19 protein-coding genes and 4 pseudogenes are annotated in these 26,188 nt (G+C 37.4%); 19 read left to right on the forward strand and 4 right to left on the reverse strand.

The features are described from left to right. Positions 1–4 precede the first annotated feature (4 nt). Positions 5–1,396 carry a Fe-S cluster assembly protein SufB gene (sufB, locus tag IGJ87_RS02595; RefSeq protein WP_002287686.1) on the forward strand — a complete coding sequence of 464 codons (1,392 nt, stop codon included), beginning with the start codon at positions 5–7 and terminating at the stop codon, positions 1,394–1,396. Between the two features lie 155 nt (positions 1,397–1,551). Further along, entirely contained in the window at positions 1,552–2,505 is a 954-nt protein-coding gene (locus tag IGJ87_RS02600) for an IS30 family transposase (RefSeq protein WP_002333851.1), read from the forward strand. 245 nt (positions 2,506–2,750) lie between these two features. On the opposite strand, the gene IGJ87_RS02605 is transcribed toward IGJ87_RS02600, so the two are convergent. Beyond that, positions 2,751–3,416: a helix-turn-helix domain-containing protein gene (locus IGJ87_RS02605; protein WP_002323752.1), complete on the reverse strand. Its 666-nt coding sequence runs from the start codon at positions 3,414–3,416 to the stop codon at positions 2,751–2,753. A 125-nt stretch (positions 3,417–3,541) separates the two neighbouring features. On the opposite strand from IGJ87_RS02605, the gene IGJ87_RS02610 reads away from it, so the two are divergent. The 3 genes from IGJ87_RS02610 (at position 3,542) to IGJ87_RS02620 (ending at position 7,507) form a co-directional block, all read left to right on the forward strand. After that, the gene (locus tag IGJ87_RS02610) at positions 3,542–5,578 is read left to right on the forward strand and encodes a DUF1430 domain-containing protein (protein WP_002325868.1); all 2,037 of its coding nucleotides are present in this window, start codon (positions 3,542–3,544) and stop codon (positions 5,576–5,578) included. 3 nt (positions 5,579–5,581) lie between these two features. Continuing rightward, on the forward strand, positions 5,582–6,220 hold the full coding sequence (locus IGJ87_RS02615; RefSeq protein ID WP_002325867.1) for an ABC transporter ATP-binding protein: 639 nt from the start codon (positions 5,582–5,584) through the stop codon (positions 6,218–6,220). Between the two features lie 375 nt (positions 6,221–6,595). Continuing rightward, positions 6,596–7,507 (forward strand): peptidylprolyl isomerase, encoded by a 912-nt coding sequence (locus tag IGJ87_RS02620; RefSeq protein WP_002288548.1) that lies wholly within the window; start codon positions 6,596–6,598, stop codon positions 7,505–7,507. A 295-nt stretch (positions 7,508–7,802) separates the two neighbouring features. Here IGJ87_RS02620 and IGJ87_RS02625 read toward each other — a convergent pair whose 3' ends face one another. Continuing rightward, complete coding sequence (locus IGJ87_RS02625) at positions 7,803–8,762, reverse strand: IS30 family transposase (RefSeq protein ID WP_000222573.1); 960 nt, start codon at positions 8,760–8,762, stop codon at positions 7,803–7,805. Between the two features lie 116 nt (positions 8,763–8,878). Between IGJ87_RS02625 and IGJ87_RS02630 the strand changes: the two genes are divergently transcribed. Next, positions 8,879–9,226, forward strand: a complete 348-nt coding sequence (locus tag IGJ87_RS02630) for a hypothetical protein (RefSeq protein WP_002323757.1) — start codon at positions 8,879–8,881, stop codon at positions 9,224–9,226. 94 nt (positions 9,227–9,320) lie between these two features. Further along, on the forward strand, positions 9,321–10,205 hold the full coding sequence (locus IGJ87_RS02635; protein ID WP_002323758.1) for a diacylglycerol/lipid kinase family protein: 885 nt from the start codon (positions 9,321–9,323) through the stop codon (positions 10,203–10,205). 167 nt (positions 10,206–10,372) lie between these two features. Here the strand turns inward: IGJ87_RS02635 and IGJ87_RS02640 are convergent, their stop codons facing one another. Continuing rightward, positions 10,373–11,281 (reverse strand): IS982-like element ISEfm1 family transposase, encoded by a 909-nt coding sequence (locus IGJ87_RS02640; RefSeq protein WP_002324522.1) that lies wholly within the window; start codon positions 11,279–11,281, stop codon positions 10,373–10,375. 192 nt (positions 11,282–11,473) lie between these two features. Between IGJ87_RS02640 and IGJ87_RS02645 the strand changes: the two are divergent. The 8 genes and pseudogenes from IGJ87_RS02645 to licT all read left to right on the forward strand — a co-directional run bounded on the left by IGJ87_RS02645 (position 11,474) and on the right by licT (position 19,872). Continuing rightward, positions 11,474–14,643, forward strand: a pseudogene (locus tag IGJ87_RS02645) (Ig-like domain-containing protein). 19 nt (positions 14,644–14,662) lie between these two features. Beyond that, positions 14,663–15,204 (forward strand): annotated as a pseudogene (locus IGJ87_RS02650) (DUF916 domain-containing protein); the annotation flags it as partial. Next, the gene (locus tag IGJ87_RS02655) at positions 15,187–15,564 is read left to right on the forward strand and encodes a DUF3324 domain-containing protein (RefSeq protein ID WP_002325863.1); all 378 of its coding nucleotides are present in this window, start codon (positions 15,187–15,189) and stop codon (positions 15,562–15,564) included. The pseudogene IGJ87_RS02650 and the gene IGJ87_RS02655, both read left to right, overlap by 18 nt. Before the next feature lie 136 nt (positions 15,565–15,700). Continuing rightward, the gene (locus tag IGJ87_RS02660; RefSeq protein ID WP_430609803.1) at positions 15,701–16,894 is read left to right on the forward strand and encodes a GHKL domain-containing protein; all 1,194 of its coding nucleotides are present in this window, start codon (positions 15,701–15,703) and stop codon (positions 16,892–16,894) included. A 354-nt stretch (positions 16,895–17,248) separates the two neighbouring features. Further along, positions 17,249–17,503, forward strand: a pseudogene (locus IGJ87_RS02665) (winged helix-turn-helix transcriptional regulator); the annotation flags it as partial. 121 nt (positions 17,504–17,624) lie between these two features. Further along, a complete protein-coding gene (locus tag IGJ87_RS02670; protein ID WP_002318717.1) occupies positions 17,625–17,951 on the forward strand; it encodes a nucleotide pyrophosphohydrolase in 327 nt (108 codons plus the stop codon). Between the two features lie 67 nt (positions 17,952–18,018). Then, complete coding sequence (locus IGJ87_RS02675) at positions 18,019–18,732, forward strand: class A sortase (protein ID WP_002318718.1); 714 nt, start codon at positions 18,019–18,021, stop codon at positions 18,730–18,732. Between the two features lie 309 nt (positions 18,733–19,041). Beyond that, positions 19,042–19,872 carry a BglG family transcription antiterminator LicT gene (gene licT, locus IGJ87_RS02680; protein WP_002325860.1) on the forward strand — a complete coding sequence of 277 codons (831 nt, stop codon included), beginning with the start codon at positions 19,042–19,044 and terminating at the stop codon, positions 19,870–19,872. A gap of 134 nt (positions 19,873–20,006) precedes the next feature. Here the strand turns inward: licT and IGJ87_RS02685 are convergent, their stop codons facing one another. Continuing rightward, entirely contained in the window at positions 20,007–20,960 is a 954-nt protein-coding gene (locus IGJ87_RS02685) for an IS30 family transposase (protein WP_002325884.1), read from the reverse strand. A gap of 120 nt (positions 20,961–21,080) precedes the next feature. On the opposite strand from IGJ87_RS02685, the gene IGJ87_RS02690 reads away from it, so the two are divergent. The 4 genes and pseudogenes from IGJ87_RS02690 to IGJ87_RS02705 all read left to right on the forward strand — a co-directional run. Beyond that, a complete protein-coding gene (locus tag IGJ87_RS02690) occupies positions 21,081–22,946 on the forward strand; it encodes a beta-glucoside-specific PTS transporter subunit IIABC (RefSeq protein ID WP_002318720.1) in 1,866 nt (621 codons plus the stop codon). Between the two features lie 13 nt (positions 22,947–22,959). Further along, complete coding sequence (locus IGJ87_RS02695; protein ID WP_002325858.1) at positions 22,960–24,402, forward strand: glycoside hydrolase family 1 protein; 1,443 nt, start codon at positions 22,960–22,962, stop codon at positions 24,400–24,402. Between the two features lie 107 nt (positions 24,403–24,509). Next, positions 24,510–25,211: a GntR family transcriptional regulator gene (locus IGJ87_RS02700; protein ID WP_002325857.1), complete on the forward strand. Its 702-nt coding sequence runs from the start codon at positions 24,510–24,512 to the stop codon at positions 25,209–25,211. 161 nt (positions 25,212–25,372) lie between these two features. Next, positions 25,373–25,849, forward strand: a pseudogene (locus IGJ87_RS02705) (PTS fructose transporter subunit IIC); the annotation flags it as partial. Between the last annotated feature and the right edge of the window lie 339 nt (positions 25,850–26,188).

Genomic DNA, 26,188 nt, shown 5'->3' on the forward strand with positions numbered 1-26,188 from the left:
GAACATGGGCGTACCAGAATTAGAAGAATATAAATTCGGGTTTCACGATGATGTCGAACCGGTTTTCAGTACAGGAGAAGGCTTGACAGAAGAAGTGATCCGTGAGATGTCAAGAATCAAAGGCGAACCAGAATGGATGCTTGAATTCCGTCTGAAATCTCTAGAAACATTCAATAAAATGCCAATGCAAACATGGGGCCCCGACCTTTCAGACATCGATTTCGATGCCATAAAATATTACCAAAAACCAAGTGACAAGCCCGCTCGTGACTGGGAAGACGTACCAGAAAAAATCAAAGATACATTTGAAAAAATTGGTATCCCAGAAGCAGAACGAGCTTATCTAGCCGGTGCTTCCGCACAATATGAATCAGAAGTCGTGTACCATAATATGAAAGATGAATTCGAAAAATTAGGGATCGTCTTTACTGACACTGACTCTGCTTTGAAAGAATACCCTGAATTATTCAAAGAGTACTTTTCAAAACTTGTACCGCCAACTGACAACAAATTAGCAGCGCTGAATTCAGCCGTATGGTCAGGTGGCACCTTTATTTACGTGCCAAAAGGCGTCAAAGTCGATGTTCCATTACAAACTTACTTCCGGATCAATGCGGAAAACACGGGACAATTTGAACGTACGCTGATCATCGTTGACGAAGGAGCAAGCATCCACTATGTCGAAGGTTGTACGGCACCTACTTATTCAAGTAACAGCCTGCATGCCGCCATCGTAGAAATCTTTACAAGAAAAGATGCGTATTGCCGTTACACAACGATCCAAAACTGGTCAGACAATGTGTACAACTTAGTAACCAAACGAGCAAAAGCATACGAAGGCGCAACCGTTGAATGGATCGACGGAAACCTAGGTGCAAAAACAACGATGAAATACCCAAGTGTTTACTTAGATGGAAAAGGTGCACGAGGCACCATGCTCTCCATCGCCTTTGCAGGAGCAAACCAAATCCAAGATACGGGTGCAAAAATGATCCACAATGCACCAAATACATCTAGCTCTATCGTCTCTAAATCAATCTCAAAAGACGGCGGAGAAGTAAACTATCGAGGACAAGTAACCTTCGCCAAAAACAGTGCGGGTTCGATCTCTCATATCGAATGTGACACAATCATTATGGACGAATGGTCGAAATCCGATACGATCCCATTCAATGAGATCCACAACAGCCAAGTCTCTTTAGAACACGAAGCCAAAGTATCAAAAATCTCAGAAGAACAACTCTACTATCTGATGAGCCGAGGCCTGACCGAATCTGAAGCAACTGAAATGATCGTCATGGGCTTTGTTGAACCATTCACCAAAGAACTTCCAATGGAATATGCAGTCGAACTCAACCGATTGATCAGTTATGAGATGGAAGGTAGTGTGGGTTAAATCAAATCATTTAAAAGATCCAAAACATTGATTTTTGATGTTTTGGATCTTTTTTAGTACGCCGTTTGTATAATTAAGCGAGACAAATAAAAAAGCCATTTATGTTACACTCAAATTGTAATACCCGCTAAAGCATACAAGGAGAGTGAACATAAATGACTTATACCCATCTTACACCAAACGAGCTTGTAATGATAGAAGCATATTTTCATCAAGAAACTCCGGTTGCTATCGTTGCGAAGCAGCTTAAACGTGGACGCCAAACAATTTACAATGTCTATAACTTTCTCAAATGTGGTGGAACAGCACTTGAATACTTTGAACAATACAAAGAAAATAAGCGACGTTGTGGGAGAACCGAAATCATTTTTCCTGCTGAGGAAAAAGAATACATTGCAAAAAGATCAACTGAAGGTTGGACCCCAGACGTCATTATTGGCCGTGCAGAGCGAACCTTCTCTTGTTCAGTAAGTACCCTCTATCGCCGGTTTAAGACGGGAGAATTCAATGTTTTACATTTACCGATGCAAGGAAAACGAAAACCAAATGGTTATAAGGAAAAACGTGGAAAACAGGCATTCAAAAGAAATATTTCTGAACGTAAAAAAGATTATGTCGTTTTCGAAGAAGAATTTGGACATTTAGAGGATGATACGATTGTCGGCATCCACCATAAAAGTGCCGTCATCACACTCGTTGAGCGACTTTCAAAAGCCATTATCGCCTTGAAACCAGAAGGCCGTAAGGCAGTTGATATTGAAAATTCGATTAATGAATGGCTTCAATCCGTACCCAAAAATCTTTTCAAATCAATTACCTTTGATTGTGGAAAAGAATTCTCTAATTGGAAAAGTATTAGTAATACGAATGATATTGATATTTATTTCGCAGACCCAGGAACGCCTTCCCAACGGGGATTAAATGAACATTCAAACGGACTCCTCCGAAAAGATGGACTACCAAAAGAAATGGACTTCAACCAAGTCAATCAAGGATTCATCTCATCCGTTGCGTCCAAAAGAAACCATATCCCTAGAAAATCACTAAATTACCAAACACCATTAGAAGTTTTTTTGAGTTACGTAAATGGAAAGTTTTGTCTCGCTTAATTTGACAAATAATAAATCTAAAATAGAAAGTCTCATTCTGTATTTTAATTTAAATTGCACGTATAAAAAGCTAGATTGTTTTCTTTAAATTGACATATAGCATACCATTCTCTTTGCTTCATTTAAGAAAGAGAATGGTATTTTTTATTTAGGAACTTTCATCTCAAAGCTTTTTCAATTAATTTGTACCCCTGTTTTTTTGATAAGATCATGTGCATTGTTCTATCTCTACGTTCATCTCCTACTTAATGCCTATCTGGCTCCTGAGGGGTTCTTTTTAAGGCGTCGTCATAGTCTTGGATGAGGATTTCTTGGTAATCTGAGGGAATGGCTTCCCAAGAGAGCAGGCGAACGTTCATGACGTGTTTTCCTTTGTGTTTGATTACAGCATGATTCTTACCTTTTTCTACCTCTCCAGCGTGAAAAGAGAGCCATGTACCATGACCAAAGATATCATTACATACCCAATGTTCGATGGAATTGTCCACGTATCCTACAGGGAGTGTGGTATAGCCGATTTGTGGTTTCAAAAAAGGATTGAATCGATCAATCGTTTCATTTTGGTATTGATAATTGATAAGAAAAAGATAGACCAAACAAAAGACGAGCAGAAAGAAAGATAGTGTCTTTTTGAGTGAGAAGGGTTGTTTTGATGAATAAGATTTCTTGATAACAAGAGGTTCGTCTGGCAATGTTGGTTCTATTGATTCGGTAGCTGATTCAATAGAAGGAAAATCAATCGGCAGACCTAAAGTCTGATGTAAAAGTGACAGCATTTCAAGGTCTGGCATTGTACGAGAATTTTCCCAACTAGAAATCGTTTTATCGGAAACACCAATTTTTTCGCCTAATTCTTTTTGCGTAAGCTTACAATTTCTGCGGTAAGTTCGTATTTTTTCTCCGATGTTCATCTTCTTCTCCTTTCGATTCTACAGTATATAGATTTATTCTACATGACCTATACACTTGATAGATACGTTTTTTTGATGAAAAACGGTATGATTTTATCAAAGAATCATTTAAGTAAGGGAGAGTGGTGATAATCAAAAAAAAGTTCACAGTTTTACTCACAATCATAGTGACCGGTATCATGAGTGGTTTTGCCTTGGTTAGTATAAATAAACAGGTACTCTATCGGACAAATGAATTTTTCCATCAAACAGATACTTATACTCCGATTCGATTGCCACAACATTTTATTGGGCAAGAAGAATATGAGCAGCTAATCATGGTATTTGAAAATGTCTCATCAGAAACTGAGCTTTCTTATATGAAAAAAACAGTAAATGAATCCAATGAAGTAGATACATCTTGGAACTTCAAGATACAGCCAAAGCTTGAAATGACATTGTATTATCAAGGGGATGTCAAATCTTCTCACGAGAAGGTACCCTATTCTAATACCTCCTTTCGCGTAACGTCCATTGAAGAATCGATCAAAATAAAAGATTTTGAAGGTGAATTTTTCTTGATGACGAGAGAAAAAGAAGCCTATGAACGGTTCATTTCACTATTTGTGGAACGATTCAATCAAGCATTTCACACTGATTATGCCACTAATATTTTTGAAGACTTTGAAAATAGCTATTCGTATTCGGTTATTTCAAGTACAGACGTATATAATTATCGAGTGTATTTAACTATTGGATTGATTCTTTTATTCCTTTTGTTATCATCCTTTTTCTTATTGATGAATAAAGAAATCAGTTTATTGTTGAATAATGGCTTTTCATTACATCAAGTATTGTGGTGTTTATTGGGGAAAAAGAAAATCATTATTACATTCATAATTGCAGGAATTATTGGTGGTTTTATTTTTATGTATTATAAGGAGCAATTTCTTTATTTGTTCCAGATGTACGTTTTCTTGTTCAGCGGAATATATGGTATCTCTTTGATTTCTCTTTTATTAGTTGAAAAAATCGCTTCGTTAAGAGAAGCGTTCAACTATATCCAATACATTCTTTTTACATTTGGTTTGTTGTTTTCTCTTCTTTTGACCGTTGCCAATGTCGAATTAGCAACTATTGTTTTTTCTTCTTCACAGTTAGCTGTTTCCCATGAACCTCCAAAAGAAATCGCTGATGAAGACTATTATGTGTTTTATCCAGTAACCATCGGGAAAAACCACGTGGATTTTATTTATTCCAATCGTTTTGCATCAGCAGCAGATCAGGAATTATATGAAACTTTGAATAAAAACGGAAGTATATTAGTCAACGTATCAGATTACTTGAATGAAGAAAATGAACAGTTTGGCAGAGGGATAAAAATAAATCTGAATTATCTTAAGAAATTTCCTTTGATTGATGTCTCTGGAAGGTTGATCCAAATAACCGAAAAAGAAACGCACCCTGTTATATTGATCCCTGAACGATATAGACATACAGATTTAAAAAATGACCTGGCGCAAATAACAGAATATTATCAAGAAATCAGTGAAAAAGAACCGAAATTTCTATTTATAAAAAACAATCAACCCATTTATACATTTATTCCTTCTATCCCCTGGATCGAACATTATCCGGTTGTTGAAATACTGACATTGAAAAACAGTACGTATTGGGAAAGGAATATTCTCAGCGGAGAAATCTATCCACCGTTAAAGATCAAGATAGGCTCTTTGTCGAAAGAAAGGTTATTTGAGCTGATTGAAGAAAGTCAGTTACGTGATAACTTGCAGTTATCATTTCCGTATACTCAGACTGAAGAGATAGCTGTCAAAGTGTTAAGCAGATCATTTCATTACTTGATACAGATATGTTTTCTCACTTTCTTTTCTTTCTTCTTGTTGAGCTATGTCATGTTATGCATATATTTTGTCTACAATTGTCGGAAAATCGCTATCTTTCGTTCAAGTGGTTATTCGCTCTTTGAAACGTATAAAGATTTCTTCATGATGAACCTCATCAAATGGGGAACGACAAGTGTAATCTTCCTTTTTCTTATAGAAAGAGAGCCTAAATATCTTTTTAATATTTTTTTCTTTAGCTTCATTGATTTTATTCTTTCAGTTGTTTTTATTTTGTCTACAGAAAAGAAAAGTCAGTTATTGCTGATGAATGGAGGTTAACAATTGGAGCCGTTGATAGTGATAAAAGGTGCGAAAAAAATCATTCGAAACAAAACGATTCTTCATTTGGATCGTTTCACTGCGGATGCTGGAGATCTTGTGACTGTTGTTGGAGAAAGTGGAGCAGGTAAAAGTACGTTATTGAATATATTAGGATTGAATGATCAGTTCAGTTCAGGACAATTCTATTTGTTCGATCAAGAGATGAAACAATTAACTGGAAGAGAGAAGTGCTTGATAAAAAGAAATACCATATCTTTTCTTTTTCAAGATTTTGGGTTGATTGAATATGAAACAATCGATTTTAATTTAGATATTGGATTGAAGTTTTCAAATTTAAATGTTTCAGATAAGCGAACAGCAAAGTATGAGGCATTGAAAAAAGTAAATATAAACAAGAAACTAAGTACGCCTATCTACACATTATCTGGTGGTGAGAAGCAAAGAATCGCCTGTGCGAGAGTCTTATTGAAGAATAGCAAAATCATTTTAGCCGATGAACCAACTGGATCATTAGATAAACGAAATAAGGAGCAAGTCGTTGAAATCTTATCGCAACAGGCTTCCCAAGGTACGTTAGTTATCGTGGTCATGCATGATCCATATCTGACCAAAATAGGAAACAAGAAGATCATGCTTTAGAAAACAAATGAAAAATCAATTTTTTTCAATAAAAACAACAAAAAAATGTCTGGAAAATCGAACATAAAAGTGTCTGATTTGAATATCCCAGCAGCGGAAGAAGAAAAACAAAATCGATAACATTTGTTCTAAGAATTAGTTACGTTAAATACGGAACGCAAGATAGACTTGAAAAGCGGTAACAAAAGAAGTAGTATATTAAGGTGTGATGTGCTACTTGACATTTATTCTGCTGAGCGAACTTTCTGGATTGTGTAGCCTTATATCTATTCAGGACGTATCGAGCAGATTAGTAAAGGTGTTCTTGATGATTTTCATCTTGAACACCTTTGTTTTTAGCAATTCGCAAAAAACGAAAAGTAGGAGAATTGATAAATGAAAAAAAGATTTTTAGCACTTGCCATCGTACTAGGCACTGGCTTATTGTCAGGCTGTACGAATGCCGGTGAAAAAACAGCCGTTAGTTATAAAGGCGGTACAATCAGCGAACAAGAAGTAATGGATAGCTTGAAAAAAATGCAAGGAGCAGATTCCGCTGTGCAACAGTTGATCGTTTATCAAGTATTTGAAGATAAATATGGAGATGACGTATCAACCAAAGAAATCGATTCCCAATATGATCAAACAAAGAAACAATTGGGTGATTCATTTGATTCACAATTGAAATCTGCAGGTTACACAGAACAAACATTCAAAGACAGTATCAAACAAAGTCTAGCCTTTCAAGAAGGTCTAAAGAAACATATCAAATTGACCGATGAAGATTTAAAAACGGCTTGGGAATCTTTCCATCCAGAAGTGGAAGCTCAAATTATCCAAGTAGCAAGTGAAGATGATGCAAAAGATGTGAAGAAAGCTGCTGATAAGGGAGACGATTTCTCTAAATTAGCCAAAGACAAGTCAACTGATACTACGACAAAAGAAGATGGCGGAAAAGTGAAATTTGATTCCACTACTACAACGGTTCCGGCAGAAGTCAAAGAAGCAGCCTTTAAGTTGAAAGATGGTCAAGTTTCTGATGTGATCACTTCTACCAATGCTTCAACTTATACTACGGAATATTATGTGGTTAAAATGGTGAAAAACCAAAACAAAGGCAACGACATGGATAAATACAAAAAAGAATTGAAAGAAATTGCAACAGACACAAAATTAAGTGACAGTACCTTCCAGAATAAAGTAATTGGCGAAGTATTGAAAGACGCTAATGTAAAAATCAAAGACAAAGACTTTGAAAATGTTTTGAGTACATTCACTTCAGATTCTAGTACAGCAAGTAGTAAATAAGCGGTATAAATAAAAAATATGAACTATTTAAATCAATAAAACTGTTCATCTAAATCTTTTTATTAGAACTAAATCAACAGTAGTTTAATTACTACTTGATTTAGTTCTTTTTATTTTAAAAATTTTTTTTACTTAGAATCCAGCCACCCTAGATATTTTTCTGTATAATCTTAAATAAAGAAAACGATATTAAAAAATGCACGTAGAAGTAGATAAATGGAGTGGTTTTGCAAATTTCTTTTATTTCTAGAAGTTATTCACGTATACGGATTTGTTTTTCTCACAATCTTAATTGTCAAATTAAGTTAGACAAATCATCAATACTTACGTAACTCAAAAATACTTCCAAAGGTGTTCGATAATTCAGTGATTTTCTAGGAATATTATTTCGTTTCGATGCGACAGATTGAATAAAAGATTCATCTACTGAATTGAAATCCATAGATTTCAATAAACCATCTCTACGTAACAATCCGTTAGAATTCTCGTTTAGGCCTCTTTGAGACGGCGTTCCTGGATCAGCGAAATAAATGGCAATATCATTGGCATTACTGATCTGTTTCCAATTTGAAAATTCCTTTCCACAATCAAAAGTGATGGATTTGAATAGATTTTTCGGTACAGATTCAAACCAATGATTTAATTTGTTTTCAATATCAATCGCTTGTCTACCACACGGTTTCAATGTGATGATAACTTTTGATAATCGCTCAACTAAGGTAATTACAGCACTTTTATGTTTCAAACCTACGATAGTGTCACCTTCAAGGTGACCAAACTCATTTGAGAATTGGCTATAATCTTTTTCACGTTCATGAATAGAGCGACGGAAAGCTTGTTTTCCACGTCTTTCTTGATGTCCATTTGGTTTACGCTTGCCTTTCATCGGTAAGTCAGAAGGATTAAATAGCCCCTTTTTGAACATACGATAAATGGTACGAGCAGAACAACGAATAGGAAACGCTGCACGACCAACAATCACATCGGGTGTCCATCCTTGAACAACCTTTCTTTGAATATATTCTGATTGTTCCTCAGGTAAAACAAGCGGGCGTCTACCACAGTTTGATTTGTTTTTCTTATACTGTTGATAGTACTCTAAGGCTGATTTTCCTTGCTTGAAGAACAGGTATACTTTATGGATCGTTTGTCTTGAACGATTCAAGCAATGCGCAGTTTTCGCAACAGATTGATTTATTTTGAAATAAGACTCTATCATTACAAGTTCATCCGTTGTAAGATGGGTATAGGTCATTTGTACTCACTCCTTATAATTCTTTGGACGGAACTATTTTGAGTGTAGCACAAATGACTTTTTTAGTTGTCTAGCTTAATTTTACAATCGGCGCAAATAAAAAGGCAGGAAGTACAATGGATCATTTGTATATAAAATATATTCATCAATTTTCCGTTTTGGTGTTAGGCACACTAATTATAGTGGGGATTGTCGCATTTATTATTCAAGGTCGTGACATATTAACAGTACATCAAGAGTTTTTCAGTTATGCATTTGGTATTCCTCTGATCGCTATAAGGTCTGATAACAAAAAGTGGAAGAAACGCTATTACATTCTCTTGCTATTTTTGTGTTTTTATCTGCCACCTAAGATTTTTACTTTATTAGGTATACAATGCCTATCATTTTCTTTTATTTCCTATATCATTGTTTTAATTTTCCTCAGTTTTATAGTATGGGTGTTTTATCTTGTCAAAAAATAAATGAATGTTTCATGAACAGTACTTCATCACAGCCTAATTTTTTTCTTTATGCTATCGTTATATTAAAGAAATCAATGAGAAGGGAAAGAAAGTGATGAAAAAAGTTTTATTAGTGGTAAACCCCAGTTCAGGCGGTGAACAAGCAAAGGAATTTGAGCAATTAGCGATAGCAAAATTGAAATCGGTGTTTGATGAAGTGGTCGTCTTGCATACAAAAAAAGCAGGGGATGCAAAAAACTTTACTCGCGAAGCGGCTACGGAAGGGTATCATAGTGTGTTTGTCATGGGCGGAGATGGAACAGTCAACGAAGGAATCAGTGGAATCGCTGAACAAGAACATCGGCCAAATTTCGGATTTTTCCCATTGGGTACGGTGAATGACTTGGCTCGAGCATTAGGGATACCGCTAGAACCTGAGGAAGCGATCAATCATTTTTCGATTGAATCAGTCAAGCCATTGGATATTGGAAAAATAAATGACGACTATTTTATGAATGTCGTCGCAATTGGCTCTATCCCTGAAGCAATCAATGATGTAGATGCGGAGAAGAAGACGAAATTTGGAAAACTAGCTTATTTCATGTCAGGAATCAAACAGTTAGCTTCCACACAATCCTACTCGTTTCACGTAGAAGTTGATGGAAAGAAGGAAGAAATTGAGAGCAGTACCTTGCTGATAGGATTAACTAACTCAGTCGGCGGTCTTGAAACATTACTTCCAAATGCAAAAGTGGATGATGGTAAGCTCCATTTGGTTTATTTAAAAGATTCTTCTTTGATCGATACGCTTAAAACATTGCCAGACCTATTAAAAGGAGTAGATGAATCTACGAAAAATCTAGCCTATCTTACTTGTGAGCAATTAGTTGTGTCATTAGCTGATGAGGAAGAATTGACGACGAATGTTGATGGGGATGAAGGGGATAAATTACCTGTGATAATCAAAGTGTTACCCTCACATTTACAGGTTTATTGTTAAAATGGAGGTTGTGGCCGAAGAGTTGTCAGGAGAACACTGCTTGTTCGGGATAAGGGACTGTGACAAGACTTTTGTCACAGCCTTTTTTTGTACAAAAAAGAAATTTTCACCTAACAGAAAAATTTTCCATAAAAATACATATTTTAAACCCGTGGTGCTAGTTAATTTTAATATCCTAAAGAATATCTCAAAGTTCCTCCAAAACGTCGTTGTGCTCGACTTAATAGAACACTGTAAGCCAGTAATATGCTTTCAAATCTACTCTCTAGCCCTTTAACAGAACGTGAGTTGAAATTTTGACAACCTAATTTTTCTAAGGAAGAAAAAACAGTCTCAACTGTTTTTCTTTGTTTTCCAAGTAAGCTGTGGTCTAGTTTTTCTGATTTATCCATGTTTTTACGTGGAGGAACGGATATAGTAATGCCCTTAAGGGCAAGCTTTTCATGGATTTTATGGCTAATATATCCTTTGTCCCCTAGGATATTGGGAAGATTCGCTTCTTCCGATAAAGTCTCTAACACTTTCACGTCATGGACACCTGGATTCGTGATTGAGTAAGTAATCGGAAAGCCAGTCTTAGTAACGATCATATGAATTTTAAGACCATAAAAATAAGATTTTTTTGTTGAGTTATAGCCAACTTTGGCTATTTGATTCAATAGTTTTGCTTGTCTATTTCTAACTGGTTTACATAATGGACTAGGAAAACTATCTATAATTCCGACTAGTTCACCTTTGGTGAGCTTCTTGATGAAAAAGTATCGAATAATCTTGATAGTGTAAGCTAAGTTTGAACTTAAGCGAGTGAATCGACTCCTACTAGGAAAGTCACCATTAGGAAATAAGACGGAACAAACCGCTCTATACGTGGCTCTTTGGCTAGTATAGCCATTAATTATACCCCATATAACACAAGCAATAATCACTGTATCGCGTTGCTTCAGTTGATCAGTATTTCTTCGGTTTTTAATCTTATCTGGTACACAATTGTGGTATATGTTAGAAACAGTTCTCATAATTTCCTTGAATGTTATAAAAGTATCTGTATAATGTTCAGTATATTTTGATGAACGCATATGTAGTCCTCATTTCTTGGGAGTTTTGAGACTACTATATGCGTTTTTTTGTTGATTTACCAACATGTTTAGACATTTTCCTCTAGGAAAAAATTAACTAGCACCACGGGTATTTTAAATATGAAAGTACAATTACAAATAAATTAAAACGTTAAAATAAAATTGTCAAAACGTCAGAGAGGATGGTGGAGAATGAATCAATATGTAAAAAAGCTGATTGCGTCGATTTTGTTTGTCTTCCCTCTCTTGATGGTGACATCCGTTTTTGCCGATGTAGAGAAAACAAGCGAATCAACGCAATCAGAGAATCAAAGTTTTGACAAGACTACTTTTTCAGAAGAATCAATTACTTCTGAAACTACAGAATCCCAAAGTGAGGCGCCTACTTCTAATACAAGGCAAGAAGAAAATAAGACAAGTGAGACCTCAGAAGTAGCTGAACAAACGTCTGATAGCAGTGAAGAGGTACAGGTTAGAGTTGTTTCAGCGGATCGGTACAGCGAAGCTGCCACAACAGAAGAACTGACGCAGCTTCTCGCAGACGAATCAGTAGCTAAGATTCGTTTAACTCAGCCTTTGACTTTAGACAGGGAATTGGAGATCAAGCGAGATATCGTTATCGATTTTGGCGGACTTGCTCATAATTTCGGCACACATCACATCTATATCAATGAGACACCTCAGTCGATCGAGTTTCAGAATTTTAAAGGAACGGCAGCTCGTCCAGGTGGGTTGATACCAAATATCGATGGAAATGCCATTATCATTGCTTATATGTCCGATTTTTGGGGAAGCAGATATCATTTTACGGGAGAAATAAAATTTACCGGGACACTTGACTTATATGATGGTTCTAAATTAGGCCTGATTTACGCCCCTCGTGCAACTGTCACATTAGATGGTGTTTCCGGTGTATTGGATGTCCAACCAGTGAAAGAAGGGATGAATGCCGCTCCGGGTAAAGCTTATTTTTGTAGAAGCTATAAGCTAAATGTAATCAATGGTAGTCAGCTTTGTGGACCATATCTAGGAAAATTCTATGGTTTTCTAGATTCAGGTGATGAGACGGGCAGTGGAAAAACAGCACCAGGACTCCATATCTTGAGTGGTTCAAAGGTCTCTCTTGACTATGATCGGGCAGATGGAGTCAGCGATGAAGGAGAGGCTGTCGATACGCTACCCGGGAATGTCACATTTGAAGTCAGTGGCTCAGGAAGTGAATTTTCGGTAAATACAAAGATCAATATTACCAACGACAACAATCGCGGAATTATCCAAATGAGAGGCTCAGGATCAAGAGTCGCTGTGTCGAATGATGGGAAAATCACAATCAATACAGCGACTACTGGCGGATTTCGCCTGCAAGGAGATTCTAGTCAAATCCATGTATCAAGTGGTGGACAAATCTCGGTCAAAATGGCTGGAGATGGCGACCAACCTGGAAACAATGGGATGCGTTTTGTAAGGAAAGGACTTTCTTTTATCGTAGAAGGAGCCGGATCAGTCATCGATATTGATAAGCAAAGTGGTCGTTCTAGCGCAGTTCGTTTTGAGAACGGTACGCAAAAACTAACAGTAACTAATGGAGGCTCATTGAAGGTAAGAAATGCAGGGGATGGCAAATCTTATGTGAACAGACTCAATCAAGGAAACCAAGCGATCCAATTTTATGACGCTTCTGGTTTTCTAGAAAGTCCAGGGTCAGCTGATTTTACGGTTACTGGAGAAAAATCAAATATCGATATACGCGCAGATTCCGGAGCTACCGTAGATACAACTGGAGATATTGATTTGAACTTTATGGCTGGCGAAAAAACTTATTTAGTCATGGTCGGGAAAACTGGGGAAGATAAGACTGGCATCATCAGTGGGGATGTGTTGAATGTAGACTTAGAATCTCCTACCTATTTCGATTTCCAAAACAAACGGATCGGAAGCGAGACTAATGGCATAGGTGGCTGGGTATTTCAAGGAAATGGCGATTCTTCTTTGAAGATCGCTCATTCAGAAATTGCTTTATGGCGAAAGGCAGGAGCAACGTTCGATAACTTTGAAAAAGATCCGGATTATTTTTCTGATATGACAGACTTATCGATCAATGGAACCGACTTAGGTAATTTTGTATCAAGCCCTAGTGCAGGTTTAACAAATGAATTTGCTCAGACAGGTGCCGGAATGAAAAATTATAATCGAATCAGTGCCAATAACCAGCTTCCGATGATTGAATCCTTAAGAGTACCAACGAATGCAGATAAAAAAATCTATGGGCATGTCGTTGTTCCCGAAGGTGTCGAGGCAAAGCCAAGAGATGCTTGGACAGGCGAAGTAGAAGTGACTTTACGTATTACTTATGCATATACGACGAAATCACCTGTAGAAATTACTGCTCTCACACAAGGACAAACAGATGAAAATGAAGGGGCAGGATATAATCCGTGGGGAGAAGGCAAACAAGGCGGTTTGTTTGAGGTTCAAGTACCCAACGAAGAAAGACTAACAACGGGGGATCAAGTGCAAGTAGTTGCTGCTAAAAAAGTAAGAGGCGGCCAAGAAGTGACAGAACTGGACTCTGCCAAAACGACAGTCGATGTGATTTCTCCTGAGCCTGCTAAATTAAGTACCACATTGATCAATGCAGCTTCTCGCTCAATCACAGGTACAGGCGAAGCAGGAGCTTTGGTTTCATTGAAAAAAATCAAGCTGTTTTGTCCAAAACAACTATTGATGATACAGGGAAATTTGTTCTTTCTATCCCAGAAAATCAACTTTTTGCAGGAGATGTATTAGAAATTGTATTAAACGACCAAGCAGGAGAAGCTGCTGCTAAGGGTGTGCAGAACAAGCCAAGTACCAACGATGAAATTGGGAATCACAATCCAAGTGATACGCCAGTTGTTTATCATGATGCCCCGCCTTTTGCACCTGCTACGAAGATCGTAGTAGAAGGTGGTCTCTCATTTCTTGCCCCTCCCAAACTCGATTGTGGTCAGATCAAAGCAACTGGGTTGACGCAAGAAGCATTTGGCCAAATGGATATACAGGAAAAATTATGGATTTATGATCAGCGAGAAACAAAAAGTCCATGGATCTTAACGATAAAATTATCTCAGCCTTTCACAACCGATGCAGGATTTTCTATGCAGGATGTCCTATATTTCAAGAAAGCTGAGGAGTATCAATTAGTGAATGAAGAAGAACTGGAAATTGTCAGAGGACAAAATTCAACGAATGTGTAAACAGATTATTCAGAATATTTAAATAATGGTCGGGCGTTTAAACTTGTCTTAACCAAAGAAAATCAGATAGCTGGTAATTACTCAGCAGAGATGACATGGACATTAGCAGATGCGCCGACAGAATAAAGATCAAGGAGGATGATTGATGAATCGAATATGGAATAAAAGTCATCGAAACAACTGCTCTTTACTTCTGATCCTTCTCCTTGGATTCATCCTTTGGCAGACACCTGTCCATGCCTCCGAATTCAATTTTGCGGTAGATTTTGAATTACCGGCTAATCAGATTGATAAGAACAAAACATATATAAATGTAAGGATGGAGCCTGGGAAAACACAGGAAATCCCCTACACGGTCTTTAACCGAACAGATAAATCAGTAACAGTTGAGACATTGATCCACTCCGCTACGACGAATTCAAACGGTGTGATCGAATATGGAGAATCAAAAAGTAAATTTGATGAAACATTAAGTTATGATATGAAAAACTTAGCAAAAACAGTGGGAGAAATAACTGTTCCTCCTCAAAGTGCGGTCACTGAGACACTTTCACTGAAAGCTCCAGAAAAAGAGCTGGCTGGTGTGGTCGCAGGAGGAATCACGTTTCAAGAAAAAAAGAGAACGTTTCTAACAAAAGTACAGTTGGTGTCGTCAATCAGTTTTCTCAAGTGAAAGCAATCTTGATTCGAAATAGCGAAAAAGAGTCTTCCCCAAATTTGAAATTAAAAAAAGCTTATGCGGATCAAAGCGATGGAAGAAATGTGATTAAGGCGAATCTTCAAAATCCAAATGCTTCTTATATGTTCGGCTTGACTACATCGGTTGAAATCTACAAAAAAGAAACAAAAGAGCCTTATCTTTCAATAAAAAAAGAAAAAATAGATGTAGCACCCAATACAAATTTTGATTTACTTGTCCCATTAGAAAGAAAAAAATTAGCTCCGGGACATTATCAAGCGGTTGTGAAGGGTGCTTGGAAAGAAAAACGCTGGAATCTCCATACCGATTTTGAAATAACTGATGATGCCAGTGGACCAATTGAATGAAAAGGATATTGATTTAAAAAATCAGCCAGAAACATTTGACTGGCGATGGCTGATATATGATAAAATACTTTTTCATATGCAGGCTCCTATTAAAAAAATATGTGTACATTTTGAAACAAAACAATGGAGGAATAAGATGGTCGCAACAGTGACACTTTATTTGACCTTTACTTTGATTTTAGATTTAGGTATCTATTTATTCTTTTCGAAACAACTGCTAGTAAAAAACAGCTTTGGTTGTATAGCTTTGATGGTGGTGACACTTTTATTTCCTATCCCTAAAGTGAGCTTTCCTTACCTAGTTGGCTTATTATTGATGTTTCTTTTTTATTTTACTACGAAAAACCTGTTTATCAGCTGTTTGATCAGTAATCTTTTTTTTGCTATCACTGGACTCAGCTTTTTTCTGGTTTTTGATCTGATGGATTATTTAGGAAAGAGACATCTTGGAACAGCAAGTTTTTTTGCACTACTTATCGCATTTATTTTCTATCTATTAGTAAAAAGTATAGACAAACAGACGAGATTTCTCAACTTGCTTTTTACTTATCCAACTGAACACTATTTTGGAGGTATTTGTATTTTATTAAGCTGGGGCGTGATTTACTTGGTATTGGGAAGTGTTCACTTCCGCTCATCTAATTATCTGCTTCTATCTCTTTTGTCGATAGTCATCAGTTTTTTTTCTTTGTTTTTTTCCATTATGTTGATCAGTTTCCAAGTAAAAGAAAGACAACATCAGGAATCGCTTCAACTGTATCAAATAAATGAAGAATATTACCATCATCTAGAGGAATTCAAACATGATTATAAAAGTCTACTGTTTTCATTAAAAATTACTCTTCAGGAAAATAAAAAAGAAACGTTGGAATTTTTAGAAATCTTAGAAGATCTTTCTGCAGCTATTTTTGAAAAACCGCAAATACAACAGCTAACAAATATTGTATCCCCAGCTGTCAGGGGTGTCTTTTTAAAATTTCTAGAAAAAGCAGAATCGGAGAAAATCCCGATCCAAGTAGTTATTCCTGTCGAAGTGAAAACAATCCCGATTGATCTGGTTGTTTTTATTCGCTGTTTATCTATTTTTATTTCTAACGCATTCGATCATCGTGTAGCCGATCAGAGTCCGATTACGATCAATCTGCTGGAAGAAAAAGAGGGATTACGTTTTAGTATAGCGAACAAGGCAAATCCGACGAATTTGACGCTATCGGAGATGGTCAAAAGAGGAAAAACCTCTAAAAAAAATGGCGGGTTAGGTCTATACAGTGCGAAAAAAATGTTGGATGTTTACGAAAATGCAGAACTAAAAATCGAATTTTCAAAATAGAATCACTATTTTTTTGTAGAAATGTATCTGGCATCTAGAAAGAGCAAATCAGCCTACTGACTTACTGTCAAAGGATAAGCTTGAGGAAAGTCTACACGGAGATAGAGACAACAACACAGCATATTCAAAAGAAACAGAAGCGTGATGACCGTTGTCACCCTTCTGTTTCTTTTGCTATGTAGTTAAACAAAGTAGTTGACACTTCCGCTACTTAGTATTAGTACGAAAGTATACTTCATGATACTAAGTAGATAAGAAGTGAAAAGCGGAACCCACGATCGTCAAAATGCTAACTGCTTTGCTTACACCAGATAAAGGGAAGAGCAATATCGCTTATTTTAGGCGTGGAGAAGCAAGAAAATCCCTACGATCACACAAAAAATGCTGACCCAGCAGTTAAGAGAGTTAGAACAAGATGGCATTGTCCATCGAAAAGTCTATAACCAAGTCCCGCCTAAAGTAGAGTACTCGCTCACCGAAGAAGGAAAATCATTAAGAGAGATTCTAGTAGCGATGTCTGTTTGGGGAGAAGAACGTATCGAAAAACAAAAAGCCTCAGGGGAAGAAGTCACATTACTGCATACACATGGTGGCTACCTAAATTATTGATTTCTATGACATTTATTTTAAATAAAAGAAAACAGGAGTTTTTTTAAAAGCATCATCTATTTTTTATGTAAAAAAATGGTATGATTAATCAAGTAAGAAATGATTGGAAGAAGGCAAGCAAATGAATAGCATGGAAAAAGTCAACCAGTTTAGAGACGAACGTAATTGGCGACAATTTCATAACGAAAAAGATTTGGCTATTTCTATTTCTTTGGAAGCATCTGAATTGTTAGAACTTTTTCAATGGAAAACGCCGGAAGAAGTAAAAGAAACACAATTAGAACGAATCAAAGAAGAACTGGCGGATGTATTGATCTATTCATACATGATGGCAGACAACCTTCAGCTGGATCTAGATGAGATCATTGAAGAAAAATTGATCAAAAATAATTTGAAATATCCTGTAGAAAAAAGCGCAGGTGTACGAAAAAAATACACAGAGTTTTAGAAATGTGTCATTCGGCTGTTGGAAAGAGCAAAAGAAAAACAGTAAAATGAGTCTGGAGGGAGAGAAAATGAAAAAAAAAGGAAAAGCAAAAAGATGGCTAGTCAATATCCTCTTGTTCCTCTTGTTATTAGTAGGACTAGCTTTGATTTTCAATGAACAGATCAAGGATTATCTTGTCAGAGAGACAGGAGATAAATATGCTATAGCGAATGTAACAAAAGAAGATCTGAAAAAGAATAACGATAAAGATGTCAGTTTTGACTTTGATGCGGTAGAACCAATGACGACAGAAGGGGTCATGAGGTCGCAGATGAGAGGAACAGATCTACCAGTGATTGCTAGTATCGCAGTCCCTTCAGTTTCAATCAATTTACCGATTTTCAAAGGCTTGGATAATACGTCACTACTTTACGGAGCAGGAACATTATCTCCAGATCAAGAAATGGGAAAAGGAAATTATGCCTTAGCAAGCCATCGTGCAACGAACCCTGAATTGTTGTTTACACCGCTGGAAAATTTAGAGATGGGTGCCAAGATCTATTTGACAGATTTAGAAAATGTGTATACATACAAAACATTTTTTAAAGAAAAAGTTGCTCCTACAGATACCCAATTACTGAATGAAGTCGAGGGAAAAGAAATTGTCACACTAATTACTTGTGGCGACATGGATGCCGTCACGCGACTAGTTGTACAAGGAGAACTGGAAAGTGTTACACCGATAAAAGATGCGACAGATGATATGAGATCTGCTTTCAATCTAGAGACAAAAACATTTTAGGATACTGGGACATAAGTCGTTACAGATTAAAAACAGCCAAAGGATATGAATCGATAAGGAAAAACCAATTTGCTGAAAAAAAGAGGAACGCAAAGAGGTGCATCTCTGATTTGGTTGTTTTCTAGATAGACTTGTGTTCCAGTTTTTTTATTTTTTATATGAAAAGGCTTGCATAAATAAAAATTCGATGGTATGATGATTTTGAATAAGAAATGGATTGTTACTGTACGGCAGGCAAAACCAGAATTCAGCTAAGAAACAGTAGGCGAATTCTAGGTTTTTTTATTTTTCTTGAGAGGGCGAAGCAAAATGAAAATTGATAAAATTTTGAATAACAACGTCGTCATTTCGAAAAATGGATTCGGGGAAGAAGTCGTTTGTATGGGAAGAGGACTAGCTTTTCAAAAAAAGATTGGGGACGAGATTTCGCCAGAAGCGGTCCAAAAAGAATTTATTTTAAGAGATTCTTTTGCTAAAAACCAATTCCAGCAGCTGATGGCTGATATTCCGGCAGAGGAGATCGAATGGGTCAAACAAGTAGTCGAACTGGCTGAAGATAAACTAAAAGTTGAATTTTCGCCTAATATTTATCTGACATTGACCGATCATCTTCATTATGCGATCACACGAGCAAAAGAAAATATCCAACTGCCTAATCCATTATTATTTGAAACAAAAAAATTTTATCCGAAAGAATATCAAGCAGCGAAAGAGGCTCTTTTGTTCGTGAAACAAAAGACGGGTGTGGAACTTTCTGAGGATGAAGCCGGTTTTATTGCCTTTCATTTTGTGAATAGCCAACAAGGAAACGAAGACATGCAAGTGACGATGACCGCTACCACAATGGTAAGAGATATACTGAGTATCATCAGTAAATTCTTCGGCATCGTGTTCGATGAAGAATCTTTGAATTATCAGCGTATTATTACTCATCTGCAGTTTTTTGCCCAGCGTTATCTCAAAGGGGAAGGATCTGACGAACAAGATGAATTTCTCTACGCATTAGTTCAAGGAAAGTATCCAAAAGCGTTTCATTGTGTCGAACGGATCAATGAGTATCTTCGACAAACGCAAAAACAGGAAATGGGGATCGCAGAGCAGATTTATTTGACGATCCATATTCAAAGAGTAGTAAGTTAGAAAAAAAGCATCCAATCATAAGGATTGTTACTGTATGGCAGGCAAAACCTGGATTGAAAAAATAGGTTCACGAATGTTTGTGACTGTTTTTTTCAATCTGGGTTTTTATTTTTTAAATAATATTATTTGTCAAATTAAGCGAGACAAAACTTTCCATTTACGTAACTCAAAAAAACTTCTAATGGTGTTTGGTAATTTAGTGATTTTCTAGGGATATGGTTTCTTTTGGACGCAACGGATGAGATGAATCCTTGATTGACTTGGTTGAAGTCCATTTCTTTTGGTAGTCCATCTTTTCGGAGGAGTCCGTTTGAATGTTCATTTAATCCCCGTTGGGAAGGCGTTCCTGGGTCTGCGAAATAAATATCAATATCATTCGTATTACTAATACTTTTCCAATTAGAGAATTCTTTTCCACAATCAAAGGTAATTGATTTGAAAAGATTTTTGGGTACGGATTGAAGCCATTCATTAATCGAATTTTCAATATCAACTGCCTTACGGCCTTCTGGTTTCAAGGCGATAATGGCTTTTGAAAGTCGCTCAACGAGTGTGATGACGGCACTTTTATGGTGGATGCCGACAATCGTATCACCCTCTAAATGTCCAAATTCTTCTTCGAAAACGACATAATCTTTTTTACGCTCAGAAATATTTCTTTTGAATGCCTGTTTTCCACGTTTTTCCTTATAACCATTTGGTTTTCGTTTTCCTTGCATCGGTAAATGTAAAACATTGAATTCTCCCGTCTTAAACCGGCGATAGAGGGTACTTACTGAACAAGAGAAGGTTCGCTCTGCACGGCCAATAATGACGTCTGGGGTCCAACCTTCAGTTGATCTTTTTGCAATGTATTCTTTTTCCTCAGCAGGAAAAATGATTTCGGTTCTCCCACAACGTCGCTTATTTTCTTTGTATTGTTCAAAGTATTCAAGTGCTGTTCCACCACATTTGAGAAAGTTATAGACATTGTAAATTGTTTGGCGTCCACGTTTAAGCTGCTTCGCAACGATAGCAACCGGAGTTTCTTGATGAAAATATGCTTCTATCATTACAAGCTCGTTTGGTGTAAGATGGGTATAAGTCATTTGTGTTCACTCTCCTTGTATGCTTTAGCGGGTATTACAATTTGAGTGTAACATAAATGGCTTTTTTATTTGTCTCGCTTAATTATACAAACGGCGTAAAAAAGAAAGAAGGAAAAAACAATGGATAATCAAGCAGTTGGTCGTCGTGTATGGGAAGCAGTAGGAGGACAAAAGAATGTCAAAAGTTTAGTACATTGTGCTACGCGGTTGCGATTCAGATTAAAAGATGAATCTTTAGCAGATACGCAAAAGTTAAAAGAAGACCCGGACGTGATCCAAGTCGTCCAAAGTGGCGGTCAGTATCAAGTAGTGATTGGCAGTAATGTAGCAGATGTTTATCAATCGATCGTGGATGAGGAAGGTCTTGCAGTTTCGGAGGATGGAAAAGAAGAGTCCAAAAATATTTTGAATCGTCTGATCGATATTATCTCTAGTATATTTACACCTTTTCTAGGGGCGATGGCAGCCGCCGGGGTATTGAAAGGATTCTTATCATTGGCAACGGTGATGGGCTGGCTGACAGCTGATAGCGGTACTTATCAAATATTGTTTGCTGCAGCAGATGGTGTCTTTACCTTCTTACCTGTCATGCTTGCTTTTACAGCAGCTAAAAAGTTCAAAGCCAACCAGTTTTTAGCAGTAGCAATTGCTATGGCACTTGTGTATCCAGCTATCACAGCAGTTGCTGGTGCGGGAGAAGCTATCAGTTTCTTTGGGATCCCAGTGATTCTTTCACCATCTGGTTATACTTCTTCTGTCATACCAATCATTCTAGCCGTATGGGTTCAAAGTAAATTAGAGCCATTCGTAAAAAAAGTGATTCCGCAATTTCTGCAAATGATTTTAGTTCCGCTTGTCGTTTTAGTAGTGATGGTTCCATTAACATTTCTTGCTTTAGGACCAATCGGGACGGTTGCCGGTAATGCTTTAGGCGGTCTCTTCAACTCGATTTATGGATTTAGTCCAATCGTAGCAGGTCTAATCATGGGAAGTTTATGGCAAGTATTCGTGATGTTCGGCATGCATTGGGGATTCGTACCGATCATGTTTTTGAATATCGAACAATATGGGTTTGATGTATTGATGCCAATGCTTCTTCCAGCCATCTTGGCACAAGGTGGGGCTGCTTTAGCTGTAGCATTGCGAACAAAAGATACGAAACTTCGAGCATTAGGGATTTCTTCTACAGTGACTTCGTTATTTGGAATCACTGAACCAACTGTGTATGGTGTGACATTACCTTTGAAGAAACCATTCATTGCCGCTTGTATTTCTGGAGGTATTGGTGGAGCTATTATCGGATTTTCCGGAGTAAAAGCTTTCTCCAGCAGTTTGGTCAGCTTATTGACGATTCCGACTTTCATTAGTACGGTGGATGGTGTAGAGTCAAATGTGACAGTAGCAGTAATAGCTACAGGAATTGCTTTTGTTCTTGCATTCGTAGGTACATTGATTTTAGGATTTGACGAACAAACACAAGACAATCAATTAGAAAACAAACATGCGAATGCAGGAGAACCGATTACTTCAGCACGGCATACCTTAAAAAGTCCTTTAACGGGTAAAGTACTGCCATTGAGTGAAGTACCAGACCAAGTTTTTTCTTCTGGCGTGATGGGAAAAGGTATCGCTATTGATCCAGAAGTAGGAGAACTAGTTGCACCTGCAGACGGAGAGATCACGACTATTTTTCCAACTGGACATGCTGTAGGGATCACAACGACTGACGGAGCGGAGATTTTGATTCATATCGGGATGGATACAGTAGAATTAAATGGGAATGGCTTTGAGATCTTAGTCAAACAAGGGGATCTCGTCAAAGCAGGAGATTTATTGATTCGTTTTGACATCGAAGCAATTAGAGCAGCTGGCTATAGCGTAATCACTCCAGTTGTCATTACGAATACTGATGCATTTGCCGATATACTTGAATTAGACCAAAAAGAGATTATTGCAAACGAAGATGTTCTGGCAATTGTAAAATAAGGAGGAAATCAGGATGCAATCACGTTTTTCAGAAAAATTTTTATGGGGTGGAGCAACTGCTGCCAATCAATTAGAAGGGGCTTATGATCGAGACGGAAAAGGGCTATCCGTTGCAGATGCTATGCCTGGAGGTAAGCAGCGCTTTGCGATTATCGGCAGTGAAGAATTTGACTGGACGATTGATCAAGAAAAATATATTTACCCGAATCATCGAGGAATCGATCATTACGATCGTTTCAAAGAAGATCTTGCCTTGTTTGCGGAAATGGGATTCAAATGTTATCGTTTTTCGATTGCCTGGACACGAATTTTTCCAACTGGAGACGAAGGTACTCCTAACGAAGCGGGATTAGAATTTTATGATCAGCTGATTGATGAGTGCTTAAAATATGATATTGAACCTGTGATCACGATTTCTCATTACGAAATGCCTCTTCATTTGGCAAAAGAATACGGTGGCTGGAAAAATCGAAAACTGATCGATTTCTATGAACGATTTGCTCAGACAGTATTAGAGAGATACAGCAGTAAAGTCAAATATTGGATGACTTTCAATGAAATCAATTCGGCCTTTCACTTTCCAGCTTTAAGTCAAGGATTAGTAAAAAGCAATGGAGCAGGAGAGTACCAAAATATTTTCCAAGCATGGCATAATCAATTCGTTGCAAGTAGCAAAGCCGTAAAAATCGGCCACGAATTGCGTTCGGATATCCAAATCGGCTGCATGATTATCTATGCAACAACTTACAGCATCGATGCCAATCCAGTCAATCAGGCAGCAACAATGATCCAAAACCAAGAATTCAATTTTTTCTGCACGGATGTCCAAGTACGTGGAGAATACCCTGCATACACAGCGCGTACCCATAAAAAATATGGAGTCGATCCGGAAAAATTAGAGCAAACGGAAAAAGACTTCCAGTTGCTAAAAGAATATCCAGTGGACTACATCGGATTTAGTTATTATATGTCTACGGCAATCAATGAGACTGATCCACAAGCAGCAACTTCAGAAGGGAACTTGCTGGGAGGAGTAAAAAATCCGTTTCTTGAGGCAAGTGAATGGGGCTGGCAGATCGATCCAGAAGGGCTGAGAATCGCATTGAATGAATTATACAATCGTTACCAGAAACCATTATTCATTGTTGAAAACGGTCTTGGAGCCATTGATCATATGGAAGAGGATGGCACGATTATTGATGATTATCGGATCGATTATTTACGTCGTCATATCGAAGCGATGGCTAATGCAGTAGCAGACGGTGTAGATTTGATGGGCTATACGCCTTGGGGATGTATCGATCTTGTCAGTGCATCAACAGGAGAAATGAGTAAACGTTACGGCTTTATCTATGTGGATCTAGACGATGAAGGAAATGGGACACTGAATCGATCAAAGAAAAAATCTTTTGATTGGTATAAAGAAGTAATTGCCTCAAATGGCGTAAACTTGTAATTAAAGCAGCTGAATGAAAAAGAACACACTTCTCACATGTGATTTGTGTTCTTTTTTTATTTTTTATGTGCTATTCTTTTAGTAATAGTAAAGCAAAGGGTGACGTTATGAAAAGGACACGTGTACTATACTTGGAAGTCGCAGATAAAATTAAAGAAGATATTTTCTCAGGAAAATATCCAGTCGGTTCGATGTTGCCGACAGAAAGTGAATTAGAAGAACTGTTTCAAGTCAGCAAAATCACTGTCCGAAAGGCAATCGAACTGCTGGCATCAGATGAATATGTCGCAAAGAAAAGTGGTCGTGGGACGACGGTTCTAAGCAATCGTCCTTACAATCGATTATCCAAAGCGGCAAGCTTTACGCAAATCTTGGAGAACTCCCGATATGAAGTCCGGAAAGAAACGCTGGATTTGCAATTGGTCCATATAAAGAAGGAAGATCCTTTGTTTTCCTTTTTCGGTGAGCAAGCTGTTTGTTTTAAGCGCTTATATTATTTGAACAATCAGCCTTATATTTATTTTGTTCATTATCTTCCACAAGAAATGATGCAATTCAGCAGAGAAGAATTTGGCAAAGAATCTTTGTATCGTTTGCTGACGAAAAAAGGATATACTATTGACTCATTTTCTGATGATTTATCGGCAGTATTTTTAACAGAAGAAGAACAAGGAATTCTGAAAACAGACGCACAGATCGGCATCAAACGGATACGGAAATCGTCTACGCAAATTGGGGAAATGATTGAATATTCGGAGGCGGTCTACCATACGGAGCTGCATCCTTACCATATTGATTATGAAACATAAATAAAAAAAGAGGTTGTGAAAAAGCTGCCCTGCATCAAGTAATAAGAACAGCCAAACAAAAATAGCTTCTCATATTTTTCGTTTGGTTAGGCTTATTACCGCAGATACACGGCTGTTTCTGGATTACCATTTATTCTGGATAAGGGGGTGTGGCACGATTTTCAGAAGGAATCTATGAACCAATCACTGTATTGATTTTAGCTTCGATGGTAACCCCATTCGGCTTGACGATCGCTTATTTCTTAGGGAAAATCATTCGTAAAAATATACTCAATCGTCAAGAAATCGATACATTGAAGACCGCTTTTCCTATGGGGATCTGTCAGATCACAGAGGGATGTTTCCCTATCGTATTGAACGACTTGGCACGCAATGTCATAGCAACGGGAGTCGGTGGGGCAGTAGGTGGCGGATTAAGCATGTTTTGGGGCGCAGATAGCCGTATTCCGGCATCGGGAATGTTTGCAGTCGCTACGATGACCAGACCATGGGCATTCATTGGTGCATTGTTAGCTGGTTCTTTTGTCACAGGAATAACCATTTTATTATTGAAAAAACCAGTAGATCCGAATGCAGAAATCATCCAAGAAGAAAAAGAGGAAGAAGACATATCTTGGGATGATTTGACAATTAGTTAGGAGAGGCAGAATGGATTACAAGAAAAAAGTACAATAGATGTACCTTGAGGCAGGAATGGTATGAAAGAATCAGAGTTAGAAAGAATCGAATATACAGATTTTGGTTTAGGAGCGATCGAAACTGTCCAGAGCATCGGCACCCTCCTTGAAATGACGATGAAGGAAAAATGAGAACCTTTCGTTGTCGAAAAGGTCTGGTATACCTTATGTCGAAGGAAAGGAAACAAAAAAACTTTCCTGTACTATTCCAAAAAGGAAAGAAAGTTATTATACAGTAAAAAAAGAAATTATTCTTCATGCTAGAGATCAGTACACGTTCGAGCCCAATATCAAACACTA

It is taken from the genome of Enterococcus sp. DIV1411a (genome assembly GCF_050531945.1).
GTDB classification, from domain to species: Bacteria; Bacillota; Bacilli; order Lactobacillales; family Enterococcaceae; genus Enterococcus_B; species Enterococcus_B faecium.

Bases quoted from the DNA above. Each gene is read 5' to 3' on its own strand.
- sufB (WP_002287686.1), top strand. From the start codon at position 5: ATGGGCGTACCAGAATTAGAAGAATATAAATTCGGGTTTCACGATGAT.
- IGJ87_RS02600 (WP_002333851.1), top strand. From the start codon at position 1,552: ATGACTTATACCCATCTTACACCAAACGAGCTTGTAATGATAGAAGCA.
- IGJ87_RS02605 (WP_002323752.1), bottom strand. From the start codon at position 3,416: ATGAACATCGGAGAAAAAATACGAACTTACCGCAGAAATTGTAAGCTT.
- IGJ87_RS02620 (WP_002288548.1), top strand. From the start codon at position 6,596: ATGAAAAAAAGATTTTTAGCACTTGCCATCGTACTAGGCACTGGCTTA.
- IGJ87_RS02625 (WP_000222573.1), bottom strand. From the start codon at position 8,762: ATGACCTATACCCATCTTACAACGGATGAACTTGTAATGATAGAGTCT.
- IGJ87_RS02630 (WP_002323757.1), top strand. From the start codon at position 8,879: ATGGATCATTTGTATATAAAATATATTCATCAATTTTCCGTTTTGGTG.
- IGJ87_RS02635 (WP_002323758.1), top strand. From the start codon at position 9,321: ATGAAAAAAGTTTTATTAGTGGTAAACCCCAGTTCAGGCGGTGAACAA.
- IGJ87_RS02640 (WP_002324522.1), bottom strand. From the start codon at position 11,281: ATGCGTTCATCAAAATATACTGAACATTATACAGATACTTTTATAACA.
- IGJ87_RS02660 (WP_430609803.1), top strand. From the start codon at position 15,701: ATGGTCGCAACAGTGACACTTTATTTGACCTTTACTTTGATTTTAGAT.
- IGJ87_RS02670 (WP_002318717.1), top strand. From the start codon at position 17,625: ATGAATAGCATGGAAAAAGTCAACCAGTTTAGAGACGAACGTAATTGG.
- IGJ87_RS02675 (WP_002318718.1), top strand. From the start codon at position 18,019: ATGAAAAAAAAAGGAAAAGCAAAAAGATGGCTAGTCAATATCCTCTTG.
- licT (WP_002325860.1), top strand. From the start codon at position 19,042: ATGAAAATTGATAAAATTTTGAATAACAACGTCGTCATTTCGAAAAAT.
- IGJ87_RS02685 (WP_002325884.1), bottom strand. From the start codon at position 20,960: ATGACTTATACCCATCTTACACCAAACGAGCTTGTAATGATAGAAGCA.
- IGJ87_RS02690 (WP_002318720.1), top strand. From the start codon at position 21,081: ATGGATAATCAAGCAGTTGGTCGTCGTGTATGGGAAGCAGTAGGAGGA.
- IGJ87_RS02695 (WP_002325858.1), top strand. From the start codon at position 22,960: ATGCAATCACGTTTTTCAGAAAAATTTTTATGGGGTGGAGCAACTGCT.
- IGJ87_RS02700 (WP_002325857.1), top strand. From the start codon at position 24,510: ATGAAAAGGACACGTGTACTATACTTGGAAGTCGCAGATAAAATTAAA.